The 24,652-nt window shown below is 71.9% G+C and carries 23 protein-coding genes and 1 pseudogene; 6 read left to right on the top strand and 18 right to left on the bottom strand.

The window, feature by feature from the left end; all coding sequences use genetic code 11:
* Positions 1-67: 67 nt before the first annotated feature.
* From AB0K14_RS20790 to AB0K14_RS20800, 3 genes are read right to left on the bottom strand one after another with little or no spacing between them, the layout of a single operon-like run.
* Positions 68-865, bottom strand: coding sequence for a polyprenol monophosphomannose synthase (locus tag AB0K14_RS20790; protein WP_360451687.1), 798 nt, complete (start codon positions 863-865; stop codon positions 68-70).
* A complete protein-coding gene (gene lnt, locus AB0K14_RS20795; RefSeq protein ID WP_360451689.1) occupies positions 840-2,462 on the bottom strand; it encodes an apolipoprotein N-acyltransferase in 1,623 nt (540 codons plus the stop codon). Before lnt ends, AB0K14_RS20790 begins: the two co-directional genes overlap by 26 nt.
* Before the next feature lie 55 nt (positions 2,463-2,517).
* On the bottom strand, positions 2,518-3,624 hold the full coding sequence (locus AB0K14_RS20800; RefSeq protein WP_360451691.1) for a DUF3578 domain-containing protein: 1,107 nt from the start codon (positions 3,622-3,624) through the stop codon (positions 2,518-2,520).
* 149 nt (positions 3,625-3,773) lie between these two features.
* On the opposite strand from AB0K14_RS20800, the gene AB0K14_RS20805 reads away from it, so the two are divergent.
* Positions 3,774-3,959: a PspC domain-containing protein gene (locus AB0K14_RS20805; RefSeq protein ID WP_360451693.1), complete on the top strand. Its 186-nt coding sequence runs from the start codon at positions 3,774-3,776 to the stop codon at positions 3,957-3,959.
* Here the strand turns inward: AB0K14_RS20805 and AB0K14_RS20810 are convergent.
* Positions 3,953-4,702 (bottom strand): TetR/AcrR family transcriptional regulator, encoded by a 750-nt coding sequence (locus tag AB0K14_RS20810; protein WP_360451695.1) that lies wholly within the window; start codon positions 4,700-4,702, stop codon positions 3,953-3,955. The two genes, AB0K14_RS20805 and AB0K14_RS20810, sit on opposite strands and share 7 nt — an antisense overlap.
* A gap of 10 nt (positions 4,703-4,712) precedes the next feature.
* The gene (locus tag AB0K14_RS20815) at positions 4,713-5,078 is read right to left on the bottom strand and encodes a GntR family transcriptional regulator (protein ID WP_360451697.1); all 366 of its coding nucleotides are present in this window, start codon (positions 5,076-5,078) and stop codon (positions 4,713-4,715) included.
* Between the two features lie 108 nt (positions 5,079-5,186).
* Here AB0K14_RS20815 and AB0K14_RS20820 point away from each other — a divergent pair, with 108 nt between their 5' ends.
* Positions 5,187-5,645 (top strand): hypothetical protein, encoded by a 459-nt coding sequence (locus AB0K14_RS20820; protein ID WP_360451699.1) that lies wholly within the window; start codon positions 5,187-5,189, stop codon positions 5,643-5,645.
* Between the two features lie 54 nt (positions 5,646-5,699).
* Here the strand turns inward: AB0K14_RS20820 and AB0K14_RS20825 are convergent, their stop codons facing one another.
* The 9 genes from AB0K14_RS20825 to AB0K14_RS20865 all read right to left on the bottom strand — a co-directional run bounded on the left by AB0K14_RS20825 (position 5,700) and on the right by AB0K14_RS20865 (position 14,950).
* Positions 5,700-6,092 carry a hotdog domain-containing protein gene (locus AB0K14_RS20825; protein ID WP_360451701.1) on the bottom strand — a complete coding sequence of 131 codons (393 nt, stop codon included), beginning with the start codon at positions 6,090-6,092 and terminating at the stop codon, positions 5,700-5,702.
* Positions 6,089-6,838: an OAM dimerization domain-containing protein gene (locus tag AB0K14_RS20830; protein WP_360451703.1), complete on the bottom strand. Its 750-nt coding sequence runs from the start codon at positions 6,836-6,838 to the stop codon at positions 6,089-6,091. Before AB0K14_RS20830 ends, AB0K14_RS20825 begins: the two co-directional genes overlap by 4 nt.
* The gene (locus tag AB0K14_RS20835; protein WP_360451705.1) at positions 6,835-8,403 is read right to left on the bottom strand and encodes a lysine 5,6-aminomutase subunit alpha; all 1,569 of its coding nucleotides are present in this window, start codon (positions 8,401-8,403) and stop codon (positions 6,835-6,837) included. Before AB0K14_RS20835 ends, AB0K14_RS20830 begins: the two co-directional genes overlap by 4 nt.
* A gap of 5 nt (positions 8,404-8,408) precedes the next feature.
* Complete coding sequence (locus AB0K14_RS20840; RefSeq protein WP_360451707.1) at positions 8,409-9,134, bottom strand: toll/interleukin-1 receptor domain-containing protein; 726 nt, start codon at positions 9,132-9,134, stop codon at positions 8,409-8,411.
* 1 nt (position 9,135) lies between these two features.
* Positions 9,136-10,728 carry an amidohydrolase family protein gene (locus AB0K14_RS20845; RefSeq protein ID WP_360451710.1) on the bottom strand — a complete coding sequence of 531 codons (1,593 nt, stop codon included), beginning with the start codon at positions 10,726-10,728 and terminating at the stop codon, positions 9,136-9,138.
* On the bottom strand, positions 10,725-11,741 hold the full coding sequence (locus AB0K14_RS20850) for an L-erythro-3,5-diaminohexanoate dehydrogenase (RefSeq protein WP_360451712.1): 1,017 nt from the start codon (positions 11,739-11,741) through the stop codon (positions 10,725-10,727). The genes AB0K14_RS20845 and AB0K14_RS20850 overlap by 4 nt, the downstream gene beginning before the upstream one ends.
* A gap of 206 nt (positions 11,742-11,947) precedes the next feature.
* Positions 11,948-13,429, bottom strand: a complete 1,482-nt coding sequence (locus tag AB0K14_RS20855) for a tripartite tricarboxylate transporter permease (RefSeq protein ID WP_360451714.1) — start codon at positions 13,427-13,429, stop codon at positions 11,948-11,950.
* Complete coding sequence (locus AB0K14_RS20860; protein ID WP_360451716.1) at positions 13,422-13,982, bottom strand: tripartite tricarboxylate transporter TctB family protein; 561 nt, start codon at positions 13,980-13,982, stop codon at positions 13,422-13,424. Before AB0K14_RS20860 ends, AB0K14_RS20855 begins: the two co-directional genes overlap by 8 nt.
* Entirely contained in the window at positions 13,979-14,950 is a 972-nt protein-coding gene (locus AB0K14_RS20865) for a tripartite tricarboxylate transporter substrate binding protein (protein ID WP_360451718.1), read from the bottom strand. Before AB0K14_RS20865 ends, AB0K14_RS20860 begins: the two co-directional genes overlap by 4 nt.
* Positions 14,951-15,170: 220 nt before the next feature.
* Here AB0K14_RS20865 and AB0K14_RS20870 point away from each other — a divergent pair, with 220 nt between their 5' ends.
* A complete protein-coding gene (locus tag AB0K14_RS20870; protein ID WP_360451720.1) occupies positions 15,171-16,742 on the top strand; it encodes a sensor histidine kinase in 1,572 nt (523 codons plus the stop codon).
* Positions 16,739-17,131 (top strand): annotated as a pseudogene (locus AB0K14_RS20875) (response regulator); the annotation flags it as partial. The gene AB0K14_RS20870 and the pseudogene AB0K14_RS20875, both read left to right, overlap by 4 nt.
* 364 nt (positions 17,132-17,495) lie before the next feature.
* Here AB0K14_RS20875 and AB0K14_RS20880 read toward each other — a convergent pair.
* The 3 genes from AB0K14_RS20880 to AB0K14_RS20890 form a co-directional block, all read right to left on the bottom strand.
* Entirely contained in the window at positions 17,496-19,043 is a 1,548-nt protein-coding gene (locus AB0K14_RS20880) for an alpha-amylase family protein (RefSeq protein ID WP_360451723.1), read from the bottom strand.
* Positions 19,040-19,999, bottom strand: a complete 960-nt coding sequence (locus tag AB0K14_RS20885; RefSeq protein WP_360451725.1) for a TIGR03885 family FMN-dependent LLM class oxidoreductase — start codon at positions 19,997-19,999, stop codon at positions 19,040-19,042. The genes AB0K14_RS20880 and AB0K14_RS20885 overlap by 4 nt, the downstream gene beginning before the upstream one ends.
* A 62-nt stretch (positions 20,000-20,061) precedes the next feature.
* Positions 20,062-20,547 carry an FxsA family protein gene (locus tag AB0K14_RS20890; protein ID WP_360451727.1) on the bottom strand — a complete coding sequence of 162 codons (486 nt, stop codon included), beginning with the start codon at positions 20,545-20,547 and terminating at the stop codon, positions 20,062-20,064.
* A gap of 108 nt (positions 20,548-20,655) precedes the next feature.
* On the opposite strand from AB0K14_RS20890, the gene AB0K14_RS20895 reads away from it, so the two are divergent.
* Entirely contained in the window at positions 20,656-22,044 is a 1,389-nt protein-coding gene (locus AB0K14_RS20895; RefSeq protein ID WP_360451729.1) for a lysine 2,3-aminomutase, read from the top strand.
* A 128-nt stretch (positions 22,045-22,172) separates the two neighbouring features.
* On the opposite strand, the gene AB0K14_RS20900 is transcribed toward AB0K14_RS20895, so the two are convergent.
* The gene (locus tag AB0K14_RS20900) at positions 22,173-23,522 is read right to left on the bottom strand and encodes a hypothetical protein (protein WP_360451731.1); all 1,350 of its coding nucleotides are present in this window, start codon (positions 23,520-23,522) and stop codon (positions 22,173-22,175) included.
* A 217-nt stretch (positions 23,523-23,739) separates the two neighbouring features.
* Between AB0K14_RS20900 and AB0K14_RS20905 the strand changes: the two genes are divergently transcribed.
* The gene (locus AB0K14_RS20905; protein ID WP_360451733.1) at positions 23,740-24,585 is read left to right on the top strand and encodes a PfkB family carbohydrate kinase; all 846 of its coding nucleotides are present in this window, start codon (positions 23,740-23,742) and stop codon (positions 24,583-24,585) included.
* Positions 24,586-24,652: the final 67 nt, after the last annotated feature.

A 24,652-nucleotide genomic window follows, 5' to 3' on the forward strand; every position in this document is an offset into this window, starting at 1 on the left:
CGACACGACGTGCGGGGGGCCCGCCGGGACGATCGTCCTGGCGGGCCCCCCGGCGTGTGCGGGTGGTTCAGCGGTTGCTGGGGGTCTTCGCCTTGGTCTTCGGGGCGAACAGGTCGCGCAGCTGGGTGCCGCGGCGGCGCAGTCCCCACTTGGTGACCCTGATCAGCGCCTCGCGGACGATGTCGCCGCTCATCTTGGACACGCCGATCTCACGTTCGGTGAACGTGATGGGCACCTCGACGACCCGGTAGCCGAGTTCGATGGTGCGCCAGCCCAGGTCGATCTGGAAGCAGTAGCCGGCCGAGGCGACGTTGTGCAGGTTGAGGTTGCGCAGCACGTCGGTGCGGTAGGCGCGGAAGCCCGCGGTGATGTCCTTGACCGACGCGCCCAGCGCGAGCCGGGAGTAGAGGTTCGCGCCGCGGGAGAGGATCTCGCGCTTCTTGGGCCAGTTGACCACGGTGCCGCCGGGCACGTAGCGGGAGCCGATCACGAGGTCCGCGTCGTGCAGGGCGTCGAGCATGCGGGGCAGGTCCTCGGGGGCGTGGGAGCCGTCGGCGTCCATCTCCACGAGGACCTGGTAGCCGCGTTCCATGCCCCAGCCGAACCCGGCGATGTAGGCGGCGCCCAGGCCCGCCTTCTCTGTGCGGTGCAGGACGTGCACGCGGTCGTCGGCGGCGGCCAGTTCGTCGGCCAGCTGTCCTGTGCCGTCGGGGCTGCCGTCGTCGACCACGAGGGCGTGCACGTCCGGCAGCGCGGTGTGCAGCCGTTGCACGATCTTCCCGATGTTGTCCCGCTCGTTGTAGGTCGGGATCACCACCAGCACCGGCCCGAGCTCGCGGTCAGGCTGCGCCTGCTGGTCCGCCATCCGTTTCCTCCTCGCCGACACCCGCACCAGGGGTCGGACGCGATCGTCGTCGTCTCATCGTCACGGTGAACGCCACGGCCATGAGGCCCAGGGCGGTCATCACCCACTCGGGCCATGCGCCGAGCCGGGTGGCCAGCGTAGCCTCCCCGCGCAGCGGCACCGTCGCCACCAGCGCGTCGGCGGTGAACAGGCCGGTCCGCTGGGTGACCGACCCGTCGGGGGCCACGATCGCGCTGACGCCGCTCGTGGCGGCGACCACGACGGATCGGCCGTGTTCGACGGCGCGGACGCGGGACATGGCCAGTTGCTGGTAGGTCATCTCGGTGTAGCCGAAGGTGGCGTTGTTGGTGGGGATGGCGATGAGGTTCGCGCCGGCGGTGACCGAGTCGCGGACTACGCCGTCGAACGCGACCTCGTAGCAGGTGTCGAGGGCGACCTTGGCGGGGCCCATGGTGAAGCCCTCGGGGTCGGTGCCGGGTTGGAAGGTGCCGGCGCGGTCGACGGTGTCGGTGAAGATCCGGAAGAACGCGCGGTAGGGCATGGTCTCGCCGAAGGGCTGCAGCTGCCGCTTGGTGTAGGTGTCGGTGGCGCCGACGCCGGGTTCGTAGAGCACGACGGTGTTGCGGGGCAGGTTGTCGTCGGGGTCGATGACGACGGCGCCGACGGCGATGGGCGCGCCGATGGCCTCGGTGGCCTGGCGGATGCGGGCGGCGGCGTCGGCGTTGCGGAACGGGTCGATGTCGGAGGAGTTCTCCGGCCAGATGACCAGGTCGGGTCGTCGGGTGCGGCCGGCGTCGACGTCGGCGGCCAGTTGCAGGGTGCGGGCGACGTGGTTGTCGAGCACGGCGCGGCGTTGGGCGTTGAAGTCCAGGCCGGCGCGCGGCACGTTGCCCTGGACGGCGGCGACGGTGGCGGAGCCCTGGTCGGGGTCGGTGTGCACGAGGGCGGAGGCGGCGACGCCGGCGGCGAGGGGCAGCACGACGGCGGCCGCGCCGAGCGGCCAGGCGCGGCCGCGGGTGCGCAGGAGGTGGGCGGCGCCCAGGCCGGTGAGGGCGACGGCGAACCCGATCAGGGGTGCGCCGCCGACGGAGGCCAGCGGCAGGTACCAGCCCTCGGGTTGACCGAAGGCGATCTTGCCCCAGGGGAATCCGCCGAACGGCACGACGGCGCGCAGCGCCTCGTCGGCGACCCACACCAGCGCCATCCACAGCGGCGCGCCGGGCAGTCGGGACACCGCGGCCATGGCGGCGGTGCCGACCGCGATCAGCGCCGCGCACAGCAGGGCCAGCGGCAGCCAGGCGATGAGGCCGACGAACTCGCCGGTCCACCGCAGCAGCGGCGCCATGAACGCCAGTCCCCACACGAGGCCGAGGCCGAACCCGGCGCGGGCGCGGCGGCCGTGCAGCAGGACGCCGAGCACGGCGAACCCGACGGGGGCCAGCCACCAGGTGGTGCGCGGGGGGAAGCTGAGGAACACCGCGGCCCCGCCGGCGGCGGCCGCCGCGATCCGCAGCAGCGTGCCCCGCACGTCACGGCGACGGCGGGCGGGGGGCGTGTCGGCGACGGGTTGACCCGGCGTCACGGGGGCGGCGACCACCGGGCCAGCCTACGAGCCCGCGGTCACGAACCCGCAGCCAGCCCGTCGCGCTCCCTCACCGGACCCGGTAGCGGTAGGAGACGGGGGTGAGGTCCTCCCCCGCCACCGACCACGGGTGCACGACGCGCATCCGGCCGCCGGTGGCGCGCGGCGGCGTGACGTCGCGGTCGATCTCGATGTGGCTGAGGACGATCAGCATCGTGTGCGGGTGGCGGTCGGCGTTGAGGAGTACCTCGTTGCGGGTGAGCACCACTTCCCCGCCGGTCGAGGTGGTGCCCTTGACCTCGACGTACAGCCGTTCGCCGGGCCGGGTGGCGTCGAGGTCGTAGGACTCGACCGCGCCGACGTCGCGCACGGCGAACCCCTGCGCCCGCAGGTAGCGCTGGGCGCGTGCCACGGCGTGGGCCTCGATCGCGGCGCGTTCGGCGGGGTCGGTGGCGAAGCCCTGGCCGGTGTTGCGGCGCCCGGCCGCGCGTGCGGCCGAGGCGGTGGCGTCGGTGACCTCGGGCGGCTCGGGTGGCCGCCGGTCCGGGGTGCCGCTGTGGGCGGGGTGGGCGTCGGTGTCCTCGATCGCGTGCAGCCGGCCCAGGACGGAGACGAGGAACAGCAGGTCGGTGTGGAGGACGTCGTCGGCGGGGATCGCGTCGCGGCGGTATTCGAAGGCGGCCACGGTGCCGTGCTCGTACCCTTGTGCCCGCTTGCCGCGGGCTCCCCGCAGCGCGATCGCGGGCAGCAGGTCGGGGCGTCGGGCCAGGTCGGTGGCCAGTGTCGTGCGCGCCCAGTGGGAGCGGGCCCGCAGTTCGGCGACGGGGCGGTCGACGGGCGCGTTGCCGTTCCAGGTGGTGGTGCCCTGCATGAGGGTGAGGTAGACGCTGTCGCCGGGGGCGTCGAAGAGGTAGACGACGTACCAGCCGTCACGGGGTCGGGGTGAGCGGCGGGTGGAGTGGACGCGGACCCAGGGGATCTTGGCGCGTCGGCCGATGCCGTCGCTCGCGTCGACGTCGAGGTCGTCGACGCAGACCGCGCGCAGGTCGGGCAGGCGGGGGCGCAGCCAGGCGGTCATCCGGTCGCGGACGAGTTCGCCGCGCCGTCGCATGGCGTCGGTGTAGTCGGGGGTGAACCGCCGTTGGGTGTCGAGCACACCCTGTAAGACCTCTCGCACCGCGGAAGCATCACACGGACGGGTGACGGTGTGGGGTGGGGACGTGTGGGGCGGGGTGTGGTTGCCCTGGGGTTGGGTGCGGGCGGGCCGGGGTAGGGATCAGGGTGCCCACCGATGTGGGGGGCGTCGAGCGCGGGAATGGTGGTGGCATGACCACGTTGACCAGGCCTCAGGACCGGAAAGTGATCGCGGGTGTGTGTGCGGGGCTGGCTGCCCGGTACGGGTGGAAGGCCAGGACGGTGCGGGTGGTGTTCCTGGTGTCGTGCCTGTTGCCGGGGCCGCAGTTCCTGATCTACCTGTTGTTGTGGGTGATGATGCCGAAGCGTCCTTATTGACGGCTCCGCACGAGGGTGTCGATGCCGTCGAGCACGCGTTCCAGGCCGAAGGTGAACGCGTGCTCGGCGTCGTGGACAGCACCGTGCGCGGCGCCGGCGGCGGCGCCGACGCGGGCGGCGGTCGGGTAGCGGGCGGGGTCGAGGACCTTGGCGAGCACGGGGGCGGCGGCGCGCCACCACTGTTCGTCGGTGAGGCCGGTGCTGCGCCGCACGTGGGCGGCGTCGACGGCGATGCGGGCGGCGGCGCGGACGTGGGCCAGGACGAGGGTGAGGACCGAGTCCATCTCCGTGTCGGTGAGCCCGATGCCGTCGACGGCGCCGAGTTCGTAGTCGTACTTGGCGGTGACGTGGGGGCCGAGGACGGCGCGGTGGGTGACGACGTGCAGCAGCCAGGGGTGGCGCAGGTGCAGGTCGAGGTTGTCGCGGGCGATGCGGGCGAGCCGGCCGCGCCAGCCGCCGGGCACGTCGGCGGGGCGTGGGGTCTCGCCGTGCACGGTGTCGACCATGGCGTCGAGGAGTTCGGCCTTGCCGGGCACGTGGGTGTAGAGGGACATGGTGCCGACGCGCAGTTCCCGGGCGACGCGGCGCATGGACAGCGCGTCGAGGCCCTCGGTGTCGGCGAGGTCGATCGCGGTGGTGACGATGCGGTCGACGTCGAGGTCGGTGCGGGCGGTCCGGCCGGTGGTGCGCCACAGCACCGCGAGGGTCCGGGCCGGGTCGCCGCCGCCGTGTTCGGTGGCCATCGGCGTCACCCTACGGGTGGTGGGTGTCGGTGAGGGCGGCGCGCACGATGTCGAGGGCCTCGTCGGCGGTGAGGCCTTGTTCGCGGGCGGTGGTGGCGTAGGCGCGGGCGGCGCGCAGGACGCGTTCGCGGCCGCGTTGGCCGGCGGCGCTGACGACGGTGCCGGCGCGGCCGCGGGTTTCGATGAGGCCTGATTCCTCCAGTTCGCGGTAGGCGCGGGCGACGGTGTTGACGGCGAGGCCGAGGTCGGCGGCCAGGGCGCGCACGGTGGGCAGGCGGGCGCCGACGGCCAGGTCGCGGTCGGTGATCGCGCGGGCGAACTGGGACCGCACCTGTTCGTAGGGCGGCACGGGTGAGGCCGGGTCGATGCTGATCACGTGGTCGATAGTGGCAGAGGGTGGTGGGGGTGCGCGTCACCGCGTCCGCCGGTGCCGGGTGTGACGCTGGGTGGCCGGTGTGCCACGGGGCGTGGCAGGGTGGTGTGCGTGTTCCGCCGATCGCCGACCCGGGTGCTGGCGCTGACCGTGGTGTCGGCGTTGGTCACGGGTGTGGTCGCGCTGGTGGTGCTGCCCGGGCCGGGCCGGTCGGTGGCGGGCCGGTCGGTGGCGGGCCGGCCGGTGCCGTACTGCACGGTGGTGCGGGTGTTGTTCGACACCGACGAGCAGATGTGGCGGGTGGCGGGCGAGTTGCGCGGTGACCGGCGGGTGCGGGAGGTGCGGGACGAGCGGACGAAGTCTGAGAACCACGACCGGGTGACGGCGGCGTTGCGCGCGGAGGGCCGTCACGATTTGGCCGACGCGGCGCGGGTGGGGTCGACGCCGGCGTCGGTGCGGGTGGTGGAGGCGTTCGGGGTGGACGTCGACGGGTTCGTCGCGGAGTTGCGGCGCGGTCACCGGGTCAACCACGTCGACGTGTGCGACGACCCGGGGGCGTGGGAGGAGTGACCTCGACCCGCCCGGGTGCGTCGGCGTGCGGGTGGTGTCGGTACGCGGGTGGCGTCAGGGTGCGGGTGGGGGTGTGACGACGGTGCCGCGGGCGCGCGTGACGACGACGGGCGGGTCGAGGACGTCGGCGGCGGTGGGGCCGCGGTGGGGTGCGGATCGGCACACGACGCGGGCTTCGAAGTCGATCTCGCGGGAGCGGGTGCCGACGCGGACGAGGGTGGCGGTGGCCTCGATGACGTCGCCGGCGTGGACGGGTGCGAGGAACTCGACGGCGGAGTAGGCGGCGAAGAGGCCTTCGTCGCCGTCGGTGCGGATGAGCAGTTCGGTGGCGACGTCGCCGAACAGGCCCAGGCCGTAGGCGCCGTCGACGAGGTTGCCGCCGTAGTGGGCGTGGGAGTGGGGCACGTAGCGGCGGTGGGTGACGGCGAATCCCTCGGTGGGGTTCACGGGTTCTCCTGGGTGGCGGGTGTGGTGAGCAGGGCGTGCACGAGGTAGGAGGCGACGTCGCCGGGGGTGGTGCCGCGGCCGAAGACGCGGTCCACGCCGAGGTCGTCGGCCATGAGGGGGTCGAAGCGGGGGCCGCCGGCGATGAGCAGGGGGCGGCGCTCCCCCATGGCCTCGCGGAACGCGGCGGACATCTCGCGGGTGTTGAGGATGTGGGCGTCGCGTTGGGTGACGACCTGGGAGACGAGGACGGCGTCGGCTTTCTCGGCGCGGGCGCGGCGCACGAGGTCGGGCACGGACACCTGGGCGCCGAGGTTGACGACGGTGAGTTCGCGGTAGTACTCCAGTCCTTTCTCCCCGGCGAAGCCCTTGATGTTGAGGATGGCGTCGATGCCGACGGTGTGGGCGTCGGTGCCGATGCAGGCGCCGACGACGACGAGTTTGCGGCGCAGTCGTCGTTTGACGGCGGTGTTGATCTCGGCGGGTGGGAGCAGCGGGTAGTCGCGTTCGACGACGCGGACGTCGTCGAGGTCGACGATGTGGCGCACGGAGCCGTAGACGACGAAGAAGGTGAAGTCGTCGCCGAGGGGTCGGGAGTGCACGACCATGGCGGGGTCGATGCCCATCTTGTTGGCCAGTTGTCGGGCGGCGCCGTCGGCGTGGGGGCCGGCGGGGACGGGCAGGGTGAACGAGGTCTGGATCATGCCGTCGCCGGTGGTGTCGCCGTAGGGGCGGACGTGGCGCTTCACGGGTGTGCCTCCAGCAGGTCGGCGGCGGGGTTGAGGTAGTCGTCGGCCTTGGGCACGACGCCGTCGGCGCCGCGGCCGCCGTCGGCGGGGCGTTTCATGAGGCCGAAGGTGCCGTCGGCGATGGCGTCGAGCAGGCCGTCGTCGACGATGCGGCGCAGCAGGTCGACGGCTTCGCCGAGGACCTGGTGGGCGCGTTTGACGATGAGGCCGTCGGGTGCGGGCCGGAAGTCCTCGCGCAGGCCGGCGGCGGCGCCCAGGACGTAGCGCACGTTGGCCAGGGCGAGGTCGCGGTCGGACAGGAAGGGGGTGGCGACGGCTTCGGTCATCATGCCGACCAGCAGGATGGATTGGCCGGTGAGCAGGCCTGCGAGGTTGAAGAACCCGTCGAGCAGGTAGCCGTGGAACACGTCGCCGGTCATGTGCTTGGTGGGGGGCATCCACTTCAGCGGGGCGTCGGGGAACAGTTCGCGGGCCAGCAGGGCGTGGGCGAGTTCGAGGCGGAACGACTCGGGGACGTCGGGGTTGATCTCGAAGGCGTGGCCCAGGCCCAGGAGGTGGTCGGGCAGGCCGGCCTCGTGGGCGAAGTGCTCGTTGAGCAGTTGGGAGACGGTGACGGTGTGGGCGGCGTCGACGGCGTCGGCGGTGGTGAGGTAGTTGTCCTCGCCGGTGTTGATGACGATGCCGGCGCGGGCGTGGACCTGGCGGGAGAACCGCTGGTCGACGAAGGTGCGGATGGGGTTGATGTCGCGGAACAGGATGCCGTACATGGAGTCGTTGAGCATCATGTCGAGGCGTTGCAGGCCGGCGAGGACGGCGATCTCGGGCATGCACAGGCCGGAGGCGTAGTTGGTGAGCCGCACGTAGCGGCCGACCTCGTGGGACACCTCGTCCAGGGCGGCGCGCATGATGCGGAAGTTCTCCTGGGTGGCGTAGGTGCCGGCGAAGCCGTGGTGGGTGGCGCCCTCGGGGACGTAGTCGAGCAGGGATTGGCCGGTGGAGCGGATGACGGCGATGATGTCGGCGCCGGCGCGGGCGGCGTTGCGGGCCTGGACGACGTCCTCGTCGATGTCGCCGGTGGCGACGATGAGGTAGATCCAGGGGCGTCGGGGCGGGTCGCCGAGGGTGGTGACGAGCCGGTCGCGGTCGGCGCGGTTGCGGTCGACGGTGCGTAGGCCCTGCGTGACGGCGGCGGTGGCGGCGGTGCGGGCGCGGTCGCGGTCGCGGCCGGTGGGCAGGGTGTAGCGGATCTGCCCGGCGGCGGTGGCCTCGGCGAGGTCGGTGAGGGTGGCGAGGTCGTGTTCGCGCAGGGCGTGGAACACGGGCAGGGCGACGCCGTGTTCGAGGCCGCAGTGGTCGCGGACGGTGTCCACGACGCGGTTGACCCAGGGGACGTCGCCGGCGCGGTGGGTGGTGTCGGCGCCGGTGATGCCGGCCAGTCGGAGCGTGGCGCGCTCGACCGCCACCGTGGTGTGGGCCTTGGCCAGCGCCACCACCGGTTCGGCGGCCTTGGCGGCGAGGTCCCGCGCCGCGGCGACCACCCGGGGGTCGAGGTCGAGCAACGCCATCGGGTTCACTCCTGTTCGTCGGGTTCGGCGGATTCGCCGTGGAGTCCGTGGTGGAATCCTTGTAGGGCGACTGCCGCCTCAATGCGTACTTGATTACTGAGAGACCTGTCCGAGGCCAGCGACCGGAGAATGTCTGCTGCCGGGCCCCGCCCGGTCCAGGTGTCGTCGAGGCGCCGGCTGAGGCGGCGCAGGAGCAGCAGTGCCTCCTCGAGCACGTCGCGGTCGGAGCGGACGGGCTCGTGGTCGGGTGCGGTGGCGCGAAACCCGGCCAGCCGGGCCGCGAAGTCGTCCCATTCGCGGTCGAGGAACCTGGCCAGTCGCGGTGCGGGCAGCGGTTCGGGCAGGTCGGCGTTCACCGCTTCCAACAGGGCGAGGGCGTCCGTCTTCTCCCCCGCGTCGACGGCCTGGAACTGGCTGATCGGGCCGGTGACCTCGGTCTTGGCGAGGTCGAGCAGCAGCGGGATTACCTTGGACTGGCCGACGCTCTTGGAGATGGCGCCGGCTTCGAAGTTGATCCACGGCGAGTGCTGGTTGCCCGCCGACAGCACGACGATCCCGAACGAGGTCCCGTCGAGCGCGCCGCCGAGTTCGGCCATGCTCAGCGAGCCCTTGGCGATGTCCTTGTCCGACATCCAGGGTTTGACGGCTTGGATAATCAGGGGCAGCCATTCCCGCAGGAACAGGGCGAACTCGCGTTCCGCCTGCCCCGACCAGGAGATGAAGACCTTCACCTCACGCCTCCCGCTCGTAGATGGTGCGGCCGCGCAGGACGGTGCGCAGGCAGGTGGGTGCGGGGCCGTGCAGGGCGGGCAGGGCGGGGACGCGGGAGCGCGGGTCGGTGGACCAGCGCTGCACGCGGCTGTCGGGGGCGGCGACCTCCAGCTCCCCCGCGTCCCACACGGCGTAGGTGGCGGGTGCGCCGGGTTGCAGGGTGCCGGTGACGCCGTCGTCGACGCCGGCGGCGCGCCAGCCGCCGCGGGTGTGGGCGGTGAACGCGGCACGGGGTGAGATGCCGTGGCCGTCGGTGCGGTGGTGGACGGCGGCGGTGATCGCGGCCCAGGGGTCGACGGCGGTGACGGGGGCGTCGGAGCCCAGGGCGAGGATCATGCCGGCGGCGGCGAGGGCCGAGAACGGGTTGAGCGCGGTGCCCCGGTCGACGCCGAGGCGGCGGGCGTACATGCCGTCGGGTCCGCCCCACTCGTGGTCGAACAGGGGTTGCACGGAGGCGACGACGCCGCGGGCGGCGAGGGCCGCGGCCTGCTCGGCGGTGATCATCTCCAGGTGTTCGAGGCGGTGGTGGCGGGCGGCGAGGGCGGGTGTGCCGACGACGGCGGCGGCTTTGTCGAAGCCGTCGACGACGGCGGCGACGGCGGCGTCGCCGATGACGTGGAACCCGCCCTGCAGTCCGGCTTCGGTGCAGCGGATCAGGTGTGCGGCGATGGCGTCGGAGTCGAGGTAGAGGGCGCCGGTGGTGTCGGCGTCGGCGTAGGGCGCGCACAGGGCGGCGGTGTGGGAGCCGAGCGCGCCGTCGACGAACAGGTCGCCCGCGAGGCCGCGCACGGGCAGGTCGACCGGGTCGAGGCCGCCCCAGTAGCCGACGACGTCGAGCAGGTCGGTGGCCAGCAGGTCGGCGAGGTCGTCGCGGCCGGAGATGTCGGGTCCGGCGCATTCGTGGACCGACGCGATGCCGCGCGACGCGGCGTGCTCCAGGAACGCCCGTTGCGCGGCGCGGCGCCGGTCGACGGGGATGGCGTCCTTCGCGGCGCGGCGCACGTGGTGGTGCGCGGCGCGGGACAGGGGCCCGTCGGGGTGCCAGCCGTCGGCGGTGCGGGCGGCGGGGGCGAGGTCGAGCAGCGCGGTGGACGCGAGCGCGGAGTGCACGTCGATGCGGGACAGGTAGACGCGGGCGCCGCGGGCGGCGTCGTCGAGTTCGGCGCGGGTCGGGGGCCGGTTCTCCGGCCAGCGGGTCTCGTCCCAGCCGTGGCCCCACACCAGGGGGCCGTCGGCGGCGCGCACGGCGTCGAGCAGCTCGGCCAGCGACAGGCAGCCGGTGAGGTCCAGGCCGGTCAGCAGCAGGCCCGCGGAGGTGGCGTGCACGTGGGCGTCCACGAACGCGGGCGCCACGAACGCGCCGTCGAGGCGCACGACCTCGGCGTCGGGGTGCAGGGCGAGGCCGGCGGAATCCTGGCCGAGCCACACCACGGTGCCGTCGGTGACGGCCATGGCGGTGGCGTCGGGTGCGGTCGGGGAGTGGATGCGTCCCCCCACGAGCAGACGCGTCGACGCACCGGTCGACGCGGAGGAGGCGCCGTTCACTGTAGTCACGCCTGCTGAGTCTGCCGGTGCTCGAACAGCGACCGCACGGCAGGTTCGGCGCGCAGCAGGTCGAGGGCGAACGCGGCGTGACCTGGCACGTAGCCGTTGCCGACGAGCATCTCCACGTCGGCGGCGAGGCCTTCGGCGCCCAGCGCGGCGGCGGCGAAGGAGGTGGCCATGGAGAAGAACACGACGGTGCCGCCGTCGGCGGTGGCCAGGATCGCGCCGTGCTCGCAGCCGGGCACGTCGACGCACACCACGGTCACGTCGACGCGCGCGCCGACGGCGTCGGCCACGGCGAGGGGGTCACGGGCGTCGGCGACGACGACGGTGTCGGCCAGGCCCGCGGCGCGGACCGCGGCGGCCTCCCGGTCGGTGGGCACGAGCGCGACCAGGCGGGACGCGCCGGCGCGGCGGGCGGCGGCCAGCGACAGCGACCCGGACTTGCCTCCGCCGCCCAGCACCAGCACCGACGGCGCGGCGCGGCGGCGCACGACCCGGTCGGTGAGGGCGGGTGCCCCGCACACGTCCAGCACGGACAGGGCGAGCCGTTCGGGCAGGTCGTCGGGCAGCACGGCGGCGACGGAGCGGCCGAACAGCACCGCGGTGCCCTCGCACGGCACCTGTTCGTCGTCGCCGTCCCACGCGGCGAGGCCGTCGGTGATGCGCAGCGGGGTGAGGGTGAGCGACACCAGGGTCGCGATCCGGTCGCCGGGGCGCAGCCCGAGCGGTGAGGCGGGGCCGACCTCGCGGACGGTGCCCAAGAGCATCCCGCCCGATCCGGTGACGGGGTTCTGCATCTTGCCGCGGGCGGCGACGATGTCCAGGACGGCCTGTCGGACACCGGTGACGCCGTGCCGTTCGCGCAGCTGCCGGTAGGAGGCGGCGTCGAGGTTGAGGCGCGTGACGTCGACCAGGACCTCGTCGGGTCCGCAGGTCGGCGTGGCGTCCAGCCGGTGGGCCTGCTGCGGCAGCACCCCGGCGGGTTCGAGGACGCGGTGCAGACCAAACGGCGAAGTCATGGAAATCCTTCGGTCGACAGAGCCGGGACGCGGATATCTTCACGTGAAAGGGCGAGATTCCGCAAGGGACACACTGTGGGCCGCCAAAGCGCCGAACGCGGACAGGGGATCGCGGCCGACGACGCGACGCCCGGACGACCCGGAACGCGGGTGTGCCCGGCCCGCGGGGAACTCCGGACCGGGCACGAGGCGCACCCCCGGCGGGGTCAGGTGGGGCGGCGGATCCGCAGCACCACCGCGACGGCGAGCACCACGGCCAGCGCCGCGTAGGCGACCGCCGCGAACGGGCTGGTGACCAGCGCCGCCGGGTCGCCCTGGCTGATCTGCAGGGTGCGGCGGAGCTGCTCCTCGGCCATCGGCCCGAGGATGAGCCCCACCACCAGCGGCGCCACCGGGTAGCCGTGGCGGCGCATGAAGAACCCGGCCACACCGATGACCAGCAGCACCACCAGGTCGTCCACCACGAAGTTCACCGCGTAGGTGCCCAGCGCCGCGAACAGCAGGATCCCCGCGTACAGGTAGGGCCGCGGGATCTGCAGCACCTTCACCCAGATCCGCACCAGCGGCAGGTTGAGCACCAGCAGCATCACGTTGCCGATGTACAGCGACGCGATCAGCGCCCACACCAGCGCCGAGTCGTCGGTGAACAGCAGCGGCCCGGGTTGGATGCCGTAGCTCTGGAACCCGGCCACGATCACCGCCGCGGTCGCCGTGGTGGGCAGGCCCAACGTCAGCAGCGGCACCAGCACCCCGGCCGCGGCGGCGTTGTTGGCGGCCTCCGGACCGGCCACCCCCTCGATCGCGCCCTTCCCGAACTCCTCGGGCCGCTTCGCCAGCTTCTTCTCCGCCGCGTAGGACAGGAACGTCGACACGTCCGCGCCACCGGCGGGGATGGTGCCGATCGGGAAACCGATCGCGGTGCCGCGCAGCCACGGCTTCCACGACCGCCGCCAGAACTCGCCGGTCATCCACTTCCCACCCACCGGCACCACCTCGACCGGGCCGTGCCGCATCCGCGCCGCCACGTAGAGGGCCTCGCCGACGGCGAACACCCCGACGGCGACCACGACGACGTCGATGCCGTCCGACAGCGTCGGCACCCCGAGGGTGAAACGCTGCCGCCCGGTGAGGGTGTCGGTGCCGACCAGCCCGATGAACAGGCCCAGCCCCAGCGACGCCAACCCCCGCACCGGCGAGGCCCCCAGCAGCGCGGCCACGGTGGTGAACGCCACCACCATGAGCGCCACGTAGTCCGCCGGCCCCAGCGTCACCGCCAGGTCGGCGATGGTCGGGGCGAGCGCGGTGAGCAGGATCGTGGCGATCGTGCCCGCGACGAACGACCCGATCGCCGCGGTGGCCAGCGCCGCCGCCCCGCGCCCGGCGCGGGCCATCCGGTTGCCCTCCAGCGCCGTCACCACCGACGACGACTCGCCGGGCGTGTTGAGCAGGATCGACGTGGTCGACCCGCCGTACATGCCGCCGTAGTAGATGCCCGCGAAGATGATCAACGCGGCGGTGGGTTCCAGCGAGTAGGTCAACGGCAGCAGCAACGCCACCGTCATCGCCGGGCCGATGCCGGGCAGCACGCCCACGGCGGTGCCGAGGGTGACGCCGAGCAGGGCGTAGAGCAGGTACTCGGGCTGCGCGGCGGTCGCGAAGCCCTCCAGCAGCGCGGTGAGGCTACCCATCGAGCAACGGCACCCCCTCCAACACCCCGGCCGGCAGCGACAGGCCCAGCCCGGAGGCGAACAGCGCCTGCAGCACCAGCGCCAGCACCACCGCGACGACCAGCGCCTTCCACCACACCGCGCCCAGCGTCCACGCCGCGCCGAAGAACAGCACCACCGCCGCCACCGGCCAGCCCGCCACGTCGATCACCGCCAGGTGCGCCACCAGCACCGCGACCAGCTTCGCCACCGTCACCCAGTCGGTGCGCACGGTGGTGTCGACGTCCTCGGCGTCCTCGGCCGGGCCCAGCCGGCCGCGCAGGGTGGCCACGATTGCCGCCACCCCCGTCACGACCAGCAGCACGCCCACCGCGTAGGGGAACGCGCGCGGTCCGACCGCGCCCATCGAGCCCCGGGTCGCGATCGTGGTCGCGTCCACCAGCGTGAACACCCCCAACGCCACCACCAGGGCACCGAAGACGTACTCCTCCACCTGCGCCGATCGCGACACGACCGCCCCGCCGGGCACGGCGCCCGGGTCGGGTGGTGTCGGGTCGGGTGGTGTCGGGGTCACGGGACCAGGCCGATCTCCTGCAGCACCGGCTTGATCCGGCCGATCTCCATGGTCAGGAACGTGGAGAAGTCGTGCCCGGTCTGGAACGTGTCCGTCCAGCCCTTCTTCTTCAGCTCCTCCTGCCACTGCGGGCTGGCGTGCATGTCGGTGACCAGCTTGACCAGCTTCTCCTTCGCCGCCACCGAGATCGACCCCGGCGCCACCACACCCCGCCAGTTGATCAGCTCCACACCCGTGCCGAGCTTCGTGAACGTCGGCACCTTCAACTCCGGGTGCTCGCGGGGCCCCGACGTGCCCAGCGCCCGCAGCTTGCCCGCCTTGATCTGCTCCACGTACTCGCCCACACCGGAGATACCGGCGTCGACCTTCCCGCCCAGCAGCGCCGCCAACGACTCGCCACCACCGGAGTAGGGCACGTAGTTGAGCTTGCCCGGGTCGATCTCCAACGCCTGCAGCAGCATCCCGGCCAGCACGTGGTCCGTGCCGCCCGCCGAACCACCGGTGATCGTCACGTCCTTGCCCTTGGCGTCCACCGCCGCCAGCAGGTCCTCGATCGTCCGGTACGGCGAGTCGGCGGGCACGACCACCACCTCGTCCTCCGCGGTCAACCGCGCGATCGGCGTGGTGTCCTCCAGCCGCTTGTCCACCTCGTTGGTCTCCACCGCGCCGACCATCACCAGCCCGGTCACCATCAGGTAGCTCTCGGACCGCTCGTTGGCCAGCTTCTGCAACCCCACCGTGCCGCCCGCCCCGCCCACGTTGCTGACCTGCACCGAGTCCGCCAGCCCGGCGCCGTCGATCGCCGCCTGCATCGCCCGCGCCGTCTGGTCCCAGCCGCCGCCCGGATCCGCCGGGGCCATGATCTCCAACCTGCCGACCTCGCCCGCCGCGCCACCGCCCCCGCACCCCGCGAGCACCAGGCCCGCGACGCCCACCGCCGCGAGAAGTCGGGTGTGCCGTCCTGCCATCAGATCCTCCACCGCGGTTCCCGCCGATCACGGCCGACACCGATCACGGCCGACACCGATCACGGCCGACACCGATCACGGCCGACCCGGGGCGTCGTCGCCACCGGTGGGCCGCAACGCTAGGAGCCCGACCCCCACCCGACGGGGCAAAGGTCGTAAGGGCCGTATTGGTCGTTTAGGTCGTGGCCCCGATCACACCCGTTGGGCCAGAATGCCCCCCATGCGCCGCCGTTCGGTCCCCCTCGGTGTCACCCTGCTCGTGCTGCAGGCGGTCATCGTGCTCGCCACCACCTGCGCGGCGGGCCTGCTGGCGGCCAAGCTGCAGAGCGACCGCATCCGCGAGGCCTACAAGGACCGCATGCTGTCGGTCGCCGAAAGCGTCGCCCGCCTCCCCACCGTCGTCGACGCCTTCGACTCCCCCGACCCCGCCGCCACCATCCAGCCCCTCGCCGAACTCCTCCGCAAAGCCTCCGGCGTCACCTACGTCGTCGTCACCGACCGCACCGGCGTCCGCTACGCCCACCCCGACCCCGCCCGCATCGGCCAACCCGTCTCCACCGACCCCAGCACCGCCCTGTCCGGCCACGTCTTCGTCGGCACCGAAACCGGCACCCTCGGCACCTCCCTGCGCGCCAAGGTCCCCATCCGGTCCACCTCCGGCGCCATCATCGGCATGGCCTCGGTCGGCATCCTCGAACGCGAACTCGACGCCGACCTCGCCGAAGACCTCCCCGAACTCATCGGCTGGCTCGCCGCCGCCGCCCTCGTCGGCGTCCTCGGCGCCACCCTCGTCACCCGCATGGTCCGCAAGCGCACCTTCCGCCTCGAACCCGACGAGATCGCCCACCTCCTGGAAACCCGCGACGCCATGCTCCACGGCATCCGCGAAGGCGTCGTCGCCGTCGACGACCGCGAACGCCTCGTCCTGGTCAACGACGAAGCCCTGCGCCTGCTCGGCCTCACCGACGACCCCACCGGCAAACCCGCCGCCGCCGTCCTCGAGGACGGCGGCCTGCTCGACCTCGCCCGCACCCACGACGACGTCGCCGACCGCCTCGTCCTGGCCGGCGAACGCGTCCTGGTCGCCAACCGCATGACCGCCAAGACCCACGGCCGACCCGTCGGCGTCGTCCTCACCCTCCGCGACCGCACCGAACTCCACGACGCCCTGCGCGAACTCGACGGCCAACGCACCGTCACCGAGGTCCTCCGCGCCCAGGCCCACGAGTTCACCAACCACCTGCACGTCATCAGCGGACTGGTCGAACTCGACCGGCGCGACGACGCCGTCGCCTACATCGAACGCGTCGGTGGCGCCGGATCGGTCACCTCCGACATCATCGGCGGCGCCATGACCGACCCAGCCCTCGCCGCCCTCCTGCTGGCCAAGTCCTCCACCGCCCACGAACGCGGCGTCGCCCTGCGCCTGGACCCCGCCACCACCGTCGACGCCCGCACCGGCGACGACGCCCTCACCGTGCTCGGCAACCTCGTCGACAACGCCGTCGACGCCGTCCACCCCGGCGGCACCGTCCGCGTCCTCGTCCGCTCCGACGCCGCGGGCGTGCGCGTAGTGGTCGACGACGACGGACCCGGCGTCGACCACGACGACCGCGGCCGCATCTTCACCCTCGGCGTCAGCACCAAAGCACCCCGCGGCGCCCACGGACGCGGCATCGGACTCGCCCTGGTCTCCCGCGTCGTCACCCGCCGCAGCGGCCGCGTCCGCATCACCGACTCCGAACTCGGCGGCGCCTCCTTCGACGTGTGGCTCCCGGAGGCCGCCCGATGACCGGCCACACCGCACCCGGCAGCCCACGACCCGGCGACCCGCGACCCGGCAGCCCCCGGCCCGGCGACCCGCAGGCGAGCCGCCCGAACTCAGGCAACCCGAAGACCGTGCGCACCCTCGTCGTGGACGACGACTTCGCCGTCGCCGCCGTCCACCGCGGCTTCCTCGAAGCACTCCCCGACTTCACCGTCGTCGGCGAAGCACACGGCGGCGGCGAGGCACTGCGCGCCGTCGACGCCCTGCACCCCGACCTCGTCCTGCTCGACATCCACCTGCCCGACATCTCCGGACTCGAAGTCCTCGCCCGCCTGCGCGCCCGAACCGGCCCACCCGTCGACGTCATCGCCGTCACCGCCGCCCGCGAACGCGACACCGTCCGCCAAGCCATGTCCCGCGGCGTCGACCACTACCTCGTCAAACCCTTCACCCGCACCGCGTTCCTCGACCGCATGCGCGAATACCTCGCCCGCCGCACCGACGTCCAACGCCTCGGACCCTGGCTCGACCAGGACGAAGTCGACCAACTCCTCCAACACCGACCCCGCGCCGCCCTGCCCAAAGGACTGTCCCCGGTGACGCTCAAACTCGTCGTCGACGCGCTGCGCACCACCGAGGACGACCTCTCCGCCCAGGAAGTCGGCGACCGCGCCGGCCTCTCCCGCGTCAGCGCCCGCCGCTACCTCGAACACCTCGTCACCACCGGCAAGGCCGAAGTCCTACCCCGCTACGGCATGGCCAACCGATCGCCCACGGCTACCGGCTCACCTGACGGAACCACCGACACCCGTACGGACCCAACTCCACCACCGCCGTACCGTCCTTCCCCGGCTTCACCGTCCCGTCCACCAACAGGTCCGTCAGCACACCGTCGACCTTCGGCACCTCCACCGACACGTCCTCCCCGGCGAAGTTGTGCACCGCGATCACCGTGCCACCGTCGATCTCACACCGGTGCGCGAACACCGCCGGCTGCGCCGTGTCGATCGCCGTGAACGTCCCCCACGCCAACTCCGGGCACTCCCGATACCGCTCGACCAACAACCGCACCCACCCCAACAGCGAATCCGGCTCACGACGCTGCTCGTCCACCGCGTCCCACCACATCGGCGTCCGCACCGCCAACCTGCCCTCCAACGACAGGTCCTCCGTCATCCCCACCTCCTCGCCGTAGAACAACACCGGCGTACCCGGCAACGAGAACAACAGGCTGTACACCATCTTGATCCGACCCAGGTCACCACCCAACATCGACGGCAACCGACGCCGCAGCCCCCGCCCGTACAACTGCATGTCCTCATCCGGACCGAACGCCGCGAACACCTCCTGACGCTCCGGCTCGGTCAACTTGTCCAACGTCAACTCGTCGTGGTTGCGCACGAACGTCGCCCAATGACAATCACGCGGCGGATTCGGACGCTCCTTCAACGCATGCGTCAACGGACTCGCGTCCCCACGCGCCAACGACAAGTACATCTGCTGCATCCCGATGAAATCGAAACACATGTGCAACTCGTCACCCACACCGTCCGACCCGCCGAAGAACGCCATCGCCTCCGTGTACGGCAGGTTCACCTCACCCAACAACACCGCCTCGCCGTTACGCCGCGACAGGAACGCCCGCAGATCCGCCAGGTAGTCGTGCGGATCCGGCAACGCGTCGATCGGCGCCTCCAACAGGAACGGCACCGCGTCCACCCGGAACCCCGACAGACCCAACTCCATCCAGAACCCCATCACCCGCGCGATCTCGTCCCGCACCGCCGGATTCGCCACGTTCAGATCAGGCTGGTGCCGGTAGAACCGGTGCAGGTAGTACTGCTTCGCCTTCCGGTCGTACGTCCACAGCGACGTCTCCTTGTCCGGGAACACCACACCCTCGTGCTCATCCGCCGGCGGCTCGTCCTGCCACACGTACCAATCGTGGAACGGGCTCTCCGGATCCCGCGACGCCTGGAACCACGGATGCTGATCCGACGTGTGGTTCACCACCAGGTCCGCGATCACCCGCATCCCACGATCACGCGCCGTCCGCACGAACTCCACGAAATCACCCAACGTCCCCAACCGCGGGTCCACACCGTAGAAATCCGTGATGTCATAACCGTCATCCCGATCCGGCGTCGGGAAGAACGGCATCAACCACAAACACGTCACCCCCATCCGGTGCAAGTGGTCGATCTTGTCGATCAACCCCCGGAAATCACCGTGCCCGTCACCGTTCGAATCGTGGAACGTCTCCACGTCCAAGCAGTACACGACGGCGTTCTTCCACCACAGGTCCGCAGTCCGGGTCAGCTTCACGCCCGCACCTCCGGCAGCACGCGCTCACCGAACGCATCCAGGAAACGCTCCTGCTCCCGCCCCACGTGGTGCAGGTAGATCTCCTCGAACCCCAACTCCGCGTAATCCCGGATCGTCTTCGCGTGCAACCCCAGGTCCGACGACACGTTCACCACCTCCGCCACCCGCTCCACCGACACGTCCTGCGACACCAGGTCGAAGTGCTCCGCCGTGTCCAGGTCCCAGCAGATCGGCGGCGGGAACACATTGCTCCGCCACTGCTCGTGCGCGATCGACCGCGCCTCGTCATCCGACCCGGCCCAGCTCAAGTGCACCTGCAGGTGCAACTTCCCCCGACCACCCGCACCCCGGTACGCCGCCACCAACCGCTCCAACTGCTCCGCGGGCGCGTTCACCGTGATCAACCCGTCGGCCCACTCCGCACACCACCGCGCCGTCGCCTCGCTCACCGCGGCACCGATCAACAACGGCGGCTCATCCGGTCTCGTCCACAACCTCGCCCGGTCCACCCGCACCAGGCCGTCGTGACTGACCTCCTCACCCGCCAACAACGCACGGATCACGTCCACGCACTCCCGCAACCGCGCGTTCCGCACCTCCTTGCGCGGCCACCCGCCACCCGTGATGTGCTCGTTGCTCGCCTCACCACTGCCCAACGCCGCCCAGAACCGACCCGGGTACATCGCACCCAACGTCCCGATCGCCTGCGCGACCACCGCCGGGTGGTACCGCTGCCCCGGCGCGTTCACCACCCCGAACGGCAGGTTCGTCGCCTCCAACGCCGCACCCAACCACGACCACGCGAACGCGCTCTGCCCCTGCCGCGCACTCCACGGCGAGAAGTGGTCCGAACTCATCGCCGCGTCGAACCCCACCTCCTCCGCGCGACGCACCGCCGACAACAACGCCGACGGGTGAACCTGCTCATGCGAAGCGTGCACACCGATGACGGTCATGCCGTCTCACGTACCCCACCACCCGCCCGGCGAACCGGACCAACCCGGCACACCCCCGCCGATCAGGGCAACTCCGGCCGCGCCGACGGCGACTCCGACCGCACATCCACCACATCGCCGTCCACCACACCGTCCACCACGACACCGCCCGCCATCGGGTGCTGCCCGTACCGGAAGTTCAACGCCATCGCCCGCTCCCGCTCCTCCGCCCGCCGCGCGATCCGCCGACTGACCAACCGCCGCGTCACCGGGAACAACAGGAACAACCCCACCACATCACTCACGAACCCCGGCAGAACGATCAAGAACCCCGCCGCCGCGATCAACACCCCGTCCGCCAACTCCTGATGCGGCGCACGACGACTCCGCAACGCCTCCGAGAACGCCGCCACCGTCCGAGCGCCCTCCCGACGCATCAACACCGAACCCACCACCCCACCCAGGATCAGCAGACCCAAGGTCGGCAACAACCCCCAGGCGCCGAACGCCGCCACCAGAGCGGTGACCTCCACCGCCAAGCCGATGAGCACAACCACCAACACGCGCATACCCCACCCAACGCACGAACCCCCGAAAACGCTCCCCGCCGAAATATTTACGCCCAACCGGCCATCTGGCAGCATATCTTCACGCCACTCGACCGACAGGGAGCATGGATGACTGCGCTGCACGAGGTCACACCCCCGCAGCACAAGGCCGACCTCCAGCCCTACACCTACGTGCGCCAAGAACTGGTCGAACCCGACTGGCGCCGCTTCCCCGCCTGGCGCGACACCACCGACACCCAGTGGCGCGACGCCCAGTGGCAACGCGCCAACTGCGTCAAGAACCCCAAACAACTACGCGCACTCACCGGCAACCTGCTCACCGACCGGTTCTACGACGACCTCGCCGCCGACCAGCAGCACTCGGCCACCATGTCCATGCTCGTGACACCCCAGATGCTCAACACCATCGCACCCCACGCCCCCACCGACCCCGAGGCGTTCACCGAAGCCTTCCTCGCCGACCCCATCCGCCGCTACATGATCCCCGTCCGATCAGACCGCGACCCGGACTGGCCCAGCCACCCCCACTCCGCCCGCGACTCCCTCCACGAAGCCGAGATGTGGGTCGTCGAAGGCCTCACCCACCGCTACCCCACCAAGGTCCTCGCCGAACTCGTCTCCACCTGCCCCCAGTACTGCGGCCACTGCACCCGCATGGACCTCGTCGGCAACTCCACACCCCAGGTCCAGAAGCACAAGCTCGCCCTCAAACCCGTCGACCGCCAAGACCGGATGATCGACTACCTCAAGCGCACACCCGGCGTCCGCGACGTCGTCGTCTCCGGCGGCGACGTCGCCAACGTCCCCTGGCCCCAGCTCGAATCGTTCCTCATGCGACTGCTCGACATCGACACCGTCCGCGACGTCCGCCTCGCCACCAAGGCCCTCGCCGGACTACCCCAGCACTGGCTCCAACCCAAGGTCGTCGAAGGCCTCGAACGCGTCGCCCGCACCGCCGGCCGCCGCGGCGTCAACCTCGCCATCCACACCCACGTCAACCACGTGCAGTCGGTGACACCACTGGTCGCCGAAGCCGCCCGCACCGCCCTCGAAGTCGGCGTCCGCGACGTCCGCAACCAGGGCGTGCTCATGAAGGGCGTCAACGCCACCCCCGACGACCTGCTCGACCTCTGCTTCGCACTCCAGGGCGAGGCGAACATCCTGCCCTACTACTTCTACATGTGCGACATGATCCCCAACGCCGAGCACTGGCGCGTCGCCGTCTGGGAAGCCCAGGAACTCCAACACGCGATCATGGGCTACCTGCCCGGCTACGCCACCCCGCGCATCGTCTGCGACGTCCCCTACGTCGGCAAGCGCTGGGTCCACCAACTCCACGAGTACGACCGCGAACTCGGCATCTCCTACTGGACCAAGAACTACCGCACCGGCATCGAGCTCGACGACCCCGAGGCCCTCGACCGCCGGTACCCCTACTACGACCCGATCTCCACCCTCGGCGACACCGGCCGCCGCTGGTGGTCCGAACAGCCCTGACCCGCCCTCGAAGCCCTGGACGCGATCCGACGCGCCCAGGGCTTCGAGGCGTTTTTTCAGTTCTCGTGCCGACCGGCGCCGACGAAGTGGTTAACTTCGGTCAACACTGAAGCTATCGAGATGATTGACTAGCGGGACAGCGCCATCGCCGCACGCGCCGCGACAGCGAACTCCTCGGCCTGGCGGTCCCTGGCCGAGGAGGCAACGGTGCCCTGGCCACCGGTCGCGCGCCGTGCGTTGACGCAGCCGGGCACGTCCTCGGTGGAGTAGCAGTTGTCGGGCCGGTTGCCGGTCACGACGGCGCCGTTGGCCAGCGCGACCCGCCCCTGCAACGTGTAGATGCCGCCACCGGAGGCACGCAGGGGCGAGGCACCCGTTCCGGGCACGCCCGCGCTGTTGTGGGTGACCTTGCCGCCGTCGAGGGTGAGGTTGTCGTAGAACACCGCCACCCCTCCCCCGCGACCACCGGAGCCGGCCCACCCCGCGTACCCGCCGGGCCCCGCGACGCCGGCGTCGCCACCCCGGCCCCCCTTGTTGCCCCTCGTCGTGGTCGCGGCGATGGTCGGGTTGAGCAACTCGCCTTCCCGCGTGGACACGAACACCCCGGCGCCCAGACCGCCACCACCACCGTCCCCTCCCCCGCCACCACCGCTGCCACCCGAACCGCCCGGGGCGCCGTCCCCCGTGACGTTGCCGGTGATCGTGCTGCCGGTGACGCGCAGGACGGAACCGGAGATCACCTCGACGCCGGCGCCGAAACCACCCGACCCACCCCGGCCACCTGCCTTCGAACCCGTGCCGTCACCGCCCCGACCACCGGCGCCGGTGCGGTTGTCGCTGATCAGGCTGTCGGTGACGGCGACCGTCCCCAAGCCGATGATGTAGGAGGAGATGGCGCCGCCGAACCCGCCGAGCCCACCTTCGCCGGCCGAGGTCGTGGCGGTCGCGTCGGCGCCGCGACCGCCGGCGCCGCTGCTGTTGCCGGTCAGGACGCTGTTGGTGATGGTCAGCGGGCCCCAGTTCTGGATGGCGCCACCGCTGTCGCCGGCCCTCCCCTGCCCGGAGGTGTCGGCGCCGACGCCGTCCGGTGCGTGGCCGCCGGTGAGCGTGACCCGGTCGAGGGTCAGGTCGCCCCAGTTGGAGACGAGCCGGAACTGCGGCGCGTCCGGAGCCCGCCGGATGGTGGCGTTGTTGCCGCGGACGGTGAGCGTGCCCCTGATCTCGGGCAGCCCGGTCTTCCCCCCGACGACAGCGGGAGCGGTGAGCGTGTAGACGCAGTTCGGCGCCAGGGACAGCGTGTCCGGGTCGGTCGAGGCACTGGCCGCGGCCACCGCCCCGACCAGTGCGGACGGATCACAGGGGACGTCGATGTCGGCGGCGTGAGCCGGTGAAGCGGGCAGGGCGAGCGCTCCCGCCGTGGCCACCGCCGTGGCCAGGGGAACGACCGACCGTCTGCCGGGTTTGTTGCGCTGCGGCATCGAGGAACCTCTCCAGAGATAGACCATGAGCTGCACGCGGACAACAACTCGGGCGGCGGAGACAGGTCGTGGCGCGTACTCCCCCACTCCATCACAAACGATCACGACGGCAAGCTATTTTAGTCAACACTGAAGCTATAGAGATAGTCATGAAGCATGTGCGGTCCGCACCGCCGCTCGTTCGCCGGTTTGTTGATCACCCCACACAATGGCGCCCATGCACAGGCCGAAGGTGTTCGTCGCGGGACCGGTGTCGTGGAACCGACTGGTGCTGCTGGACCGGTTGCCGCCCGCGCGGCCGCACACCGCGTTCGCCACCGGCCACCGGATGGCCGTCGGCGGCACGTCGGCGGGCAAGGCGCTGAACCTCGCCTCCCTCGGGGCCGACGTGACGCTGCGGACCGTCGTCGGCGACGACGACGCCGGGCGGTCCGTGCTCGGCGTGCTCGAACAGGCCGGGGTCGAGGTGATCGCCGAGGTCGTCGACACCGCCACCGAGCAGCACCTCAACCTGATGGACCCCCACGGCGGCCGGGTGTCGATCTACCTCGAACTCCCCCGGCTGCGCCAGGCGCGGCACGACGAGCGCGCGCTGGCGGCGTTGGCGGCGGCCGACGCCGCGGTGATCGACCTCGCCGACCACGCCCGTCCCCTGCTGTCGGCCGCCCGCGAGGCCGGCGTCGAGGTGTGGTGCGACCTGCACGACTACGACGGCGGCGCGGAGTTCCACCGCGACTTCCTCGACGCGGCCGACCACGTGTTCCTGAACGACGACGGCTTCCCGGACCGCGACGCGCTGTCGGCGTTCCTCACGTCGCTCGACAAGCGGGCCGTGGCCACGCTCGGCGCCGACGGCGCGGTGGCCGTGGTCGACGGCGCCGTGCACCGCGTGCCCGCCGTGCCGATCGAGCGGATCGTGGACACCAACGGCGCGGGCGACGCCTTCTTCTCCGGTTTCCTGGTCGCCCACCTCGCCGGCGCCGTCGTGCCCTCGGCGCTGGCCGCCGGCGCGCGGCAGGCCGCCCGCTGCCTCGGTTCAGCGGGGTTGGCGCCGGAAATGTGACCGTCAAGGTCTTGCTGAAAGCCTTTGCAAGGACTTTCCTTCGGGGGCCCGTGTCGCCGCGACGGAA

Origin of the sequence: Actinosynnema sp. NPDC050801, assembly GCF_040673975.1 — a bacterium.
Lineage (GTDB): Bacteria > Actinomycetota > Actinomycetes > Mycobacteriales > Pseudonocardiaceae > Actinosynnema.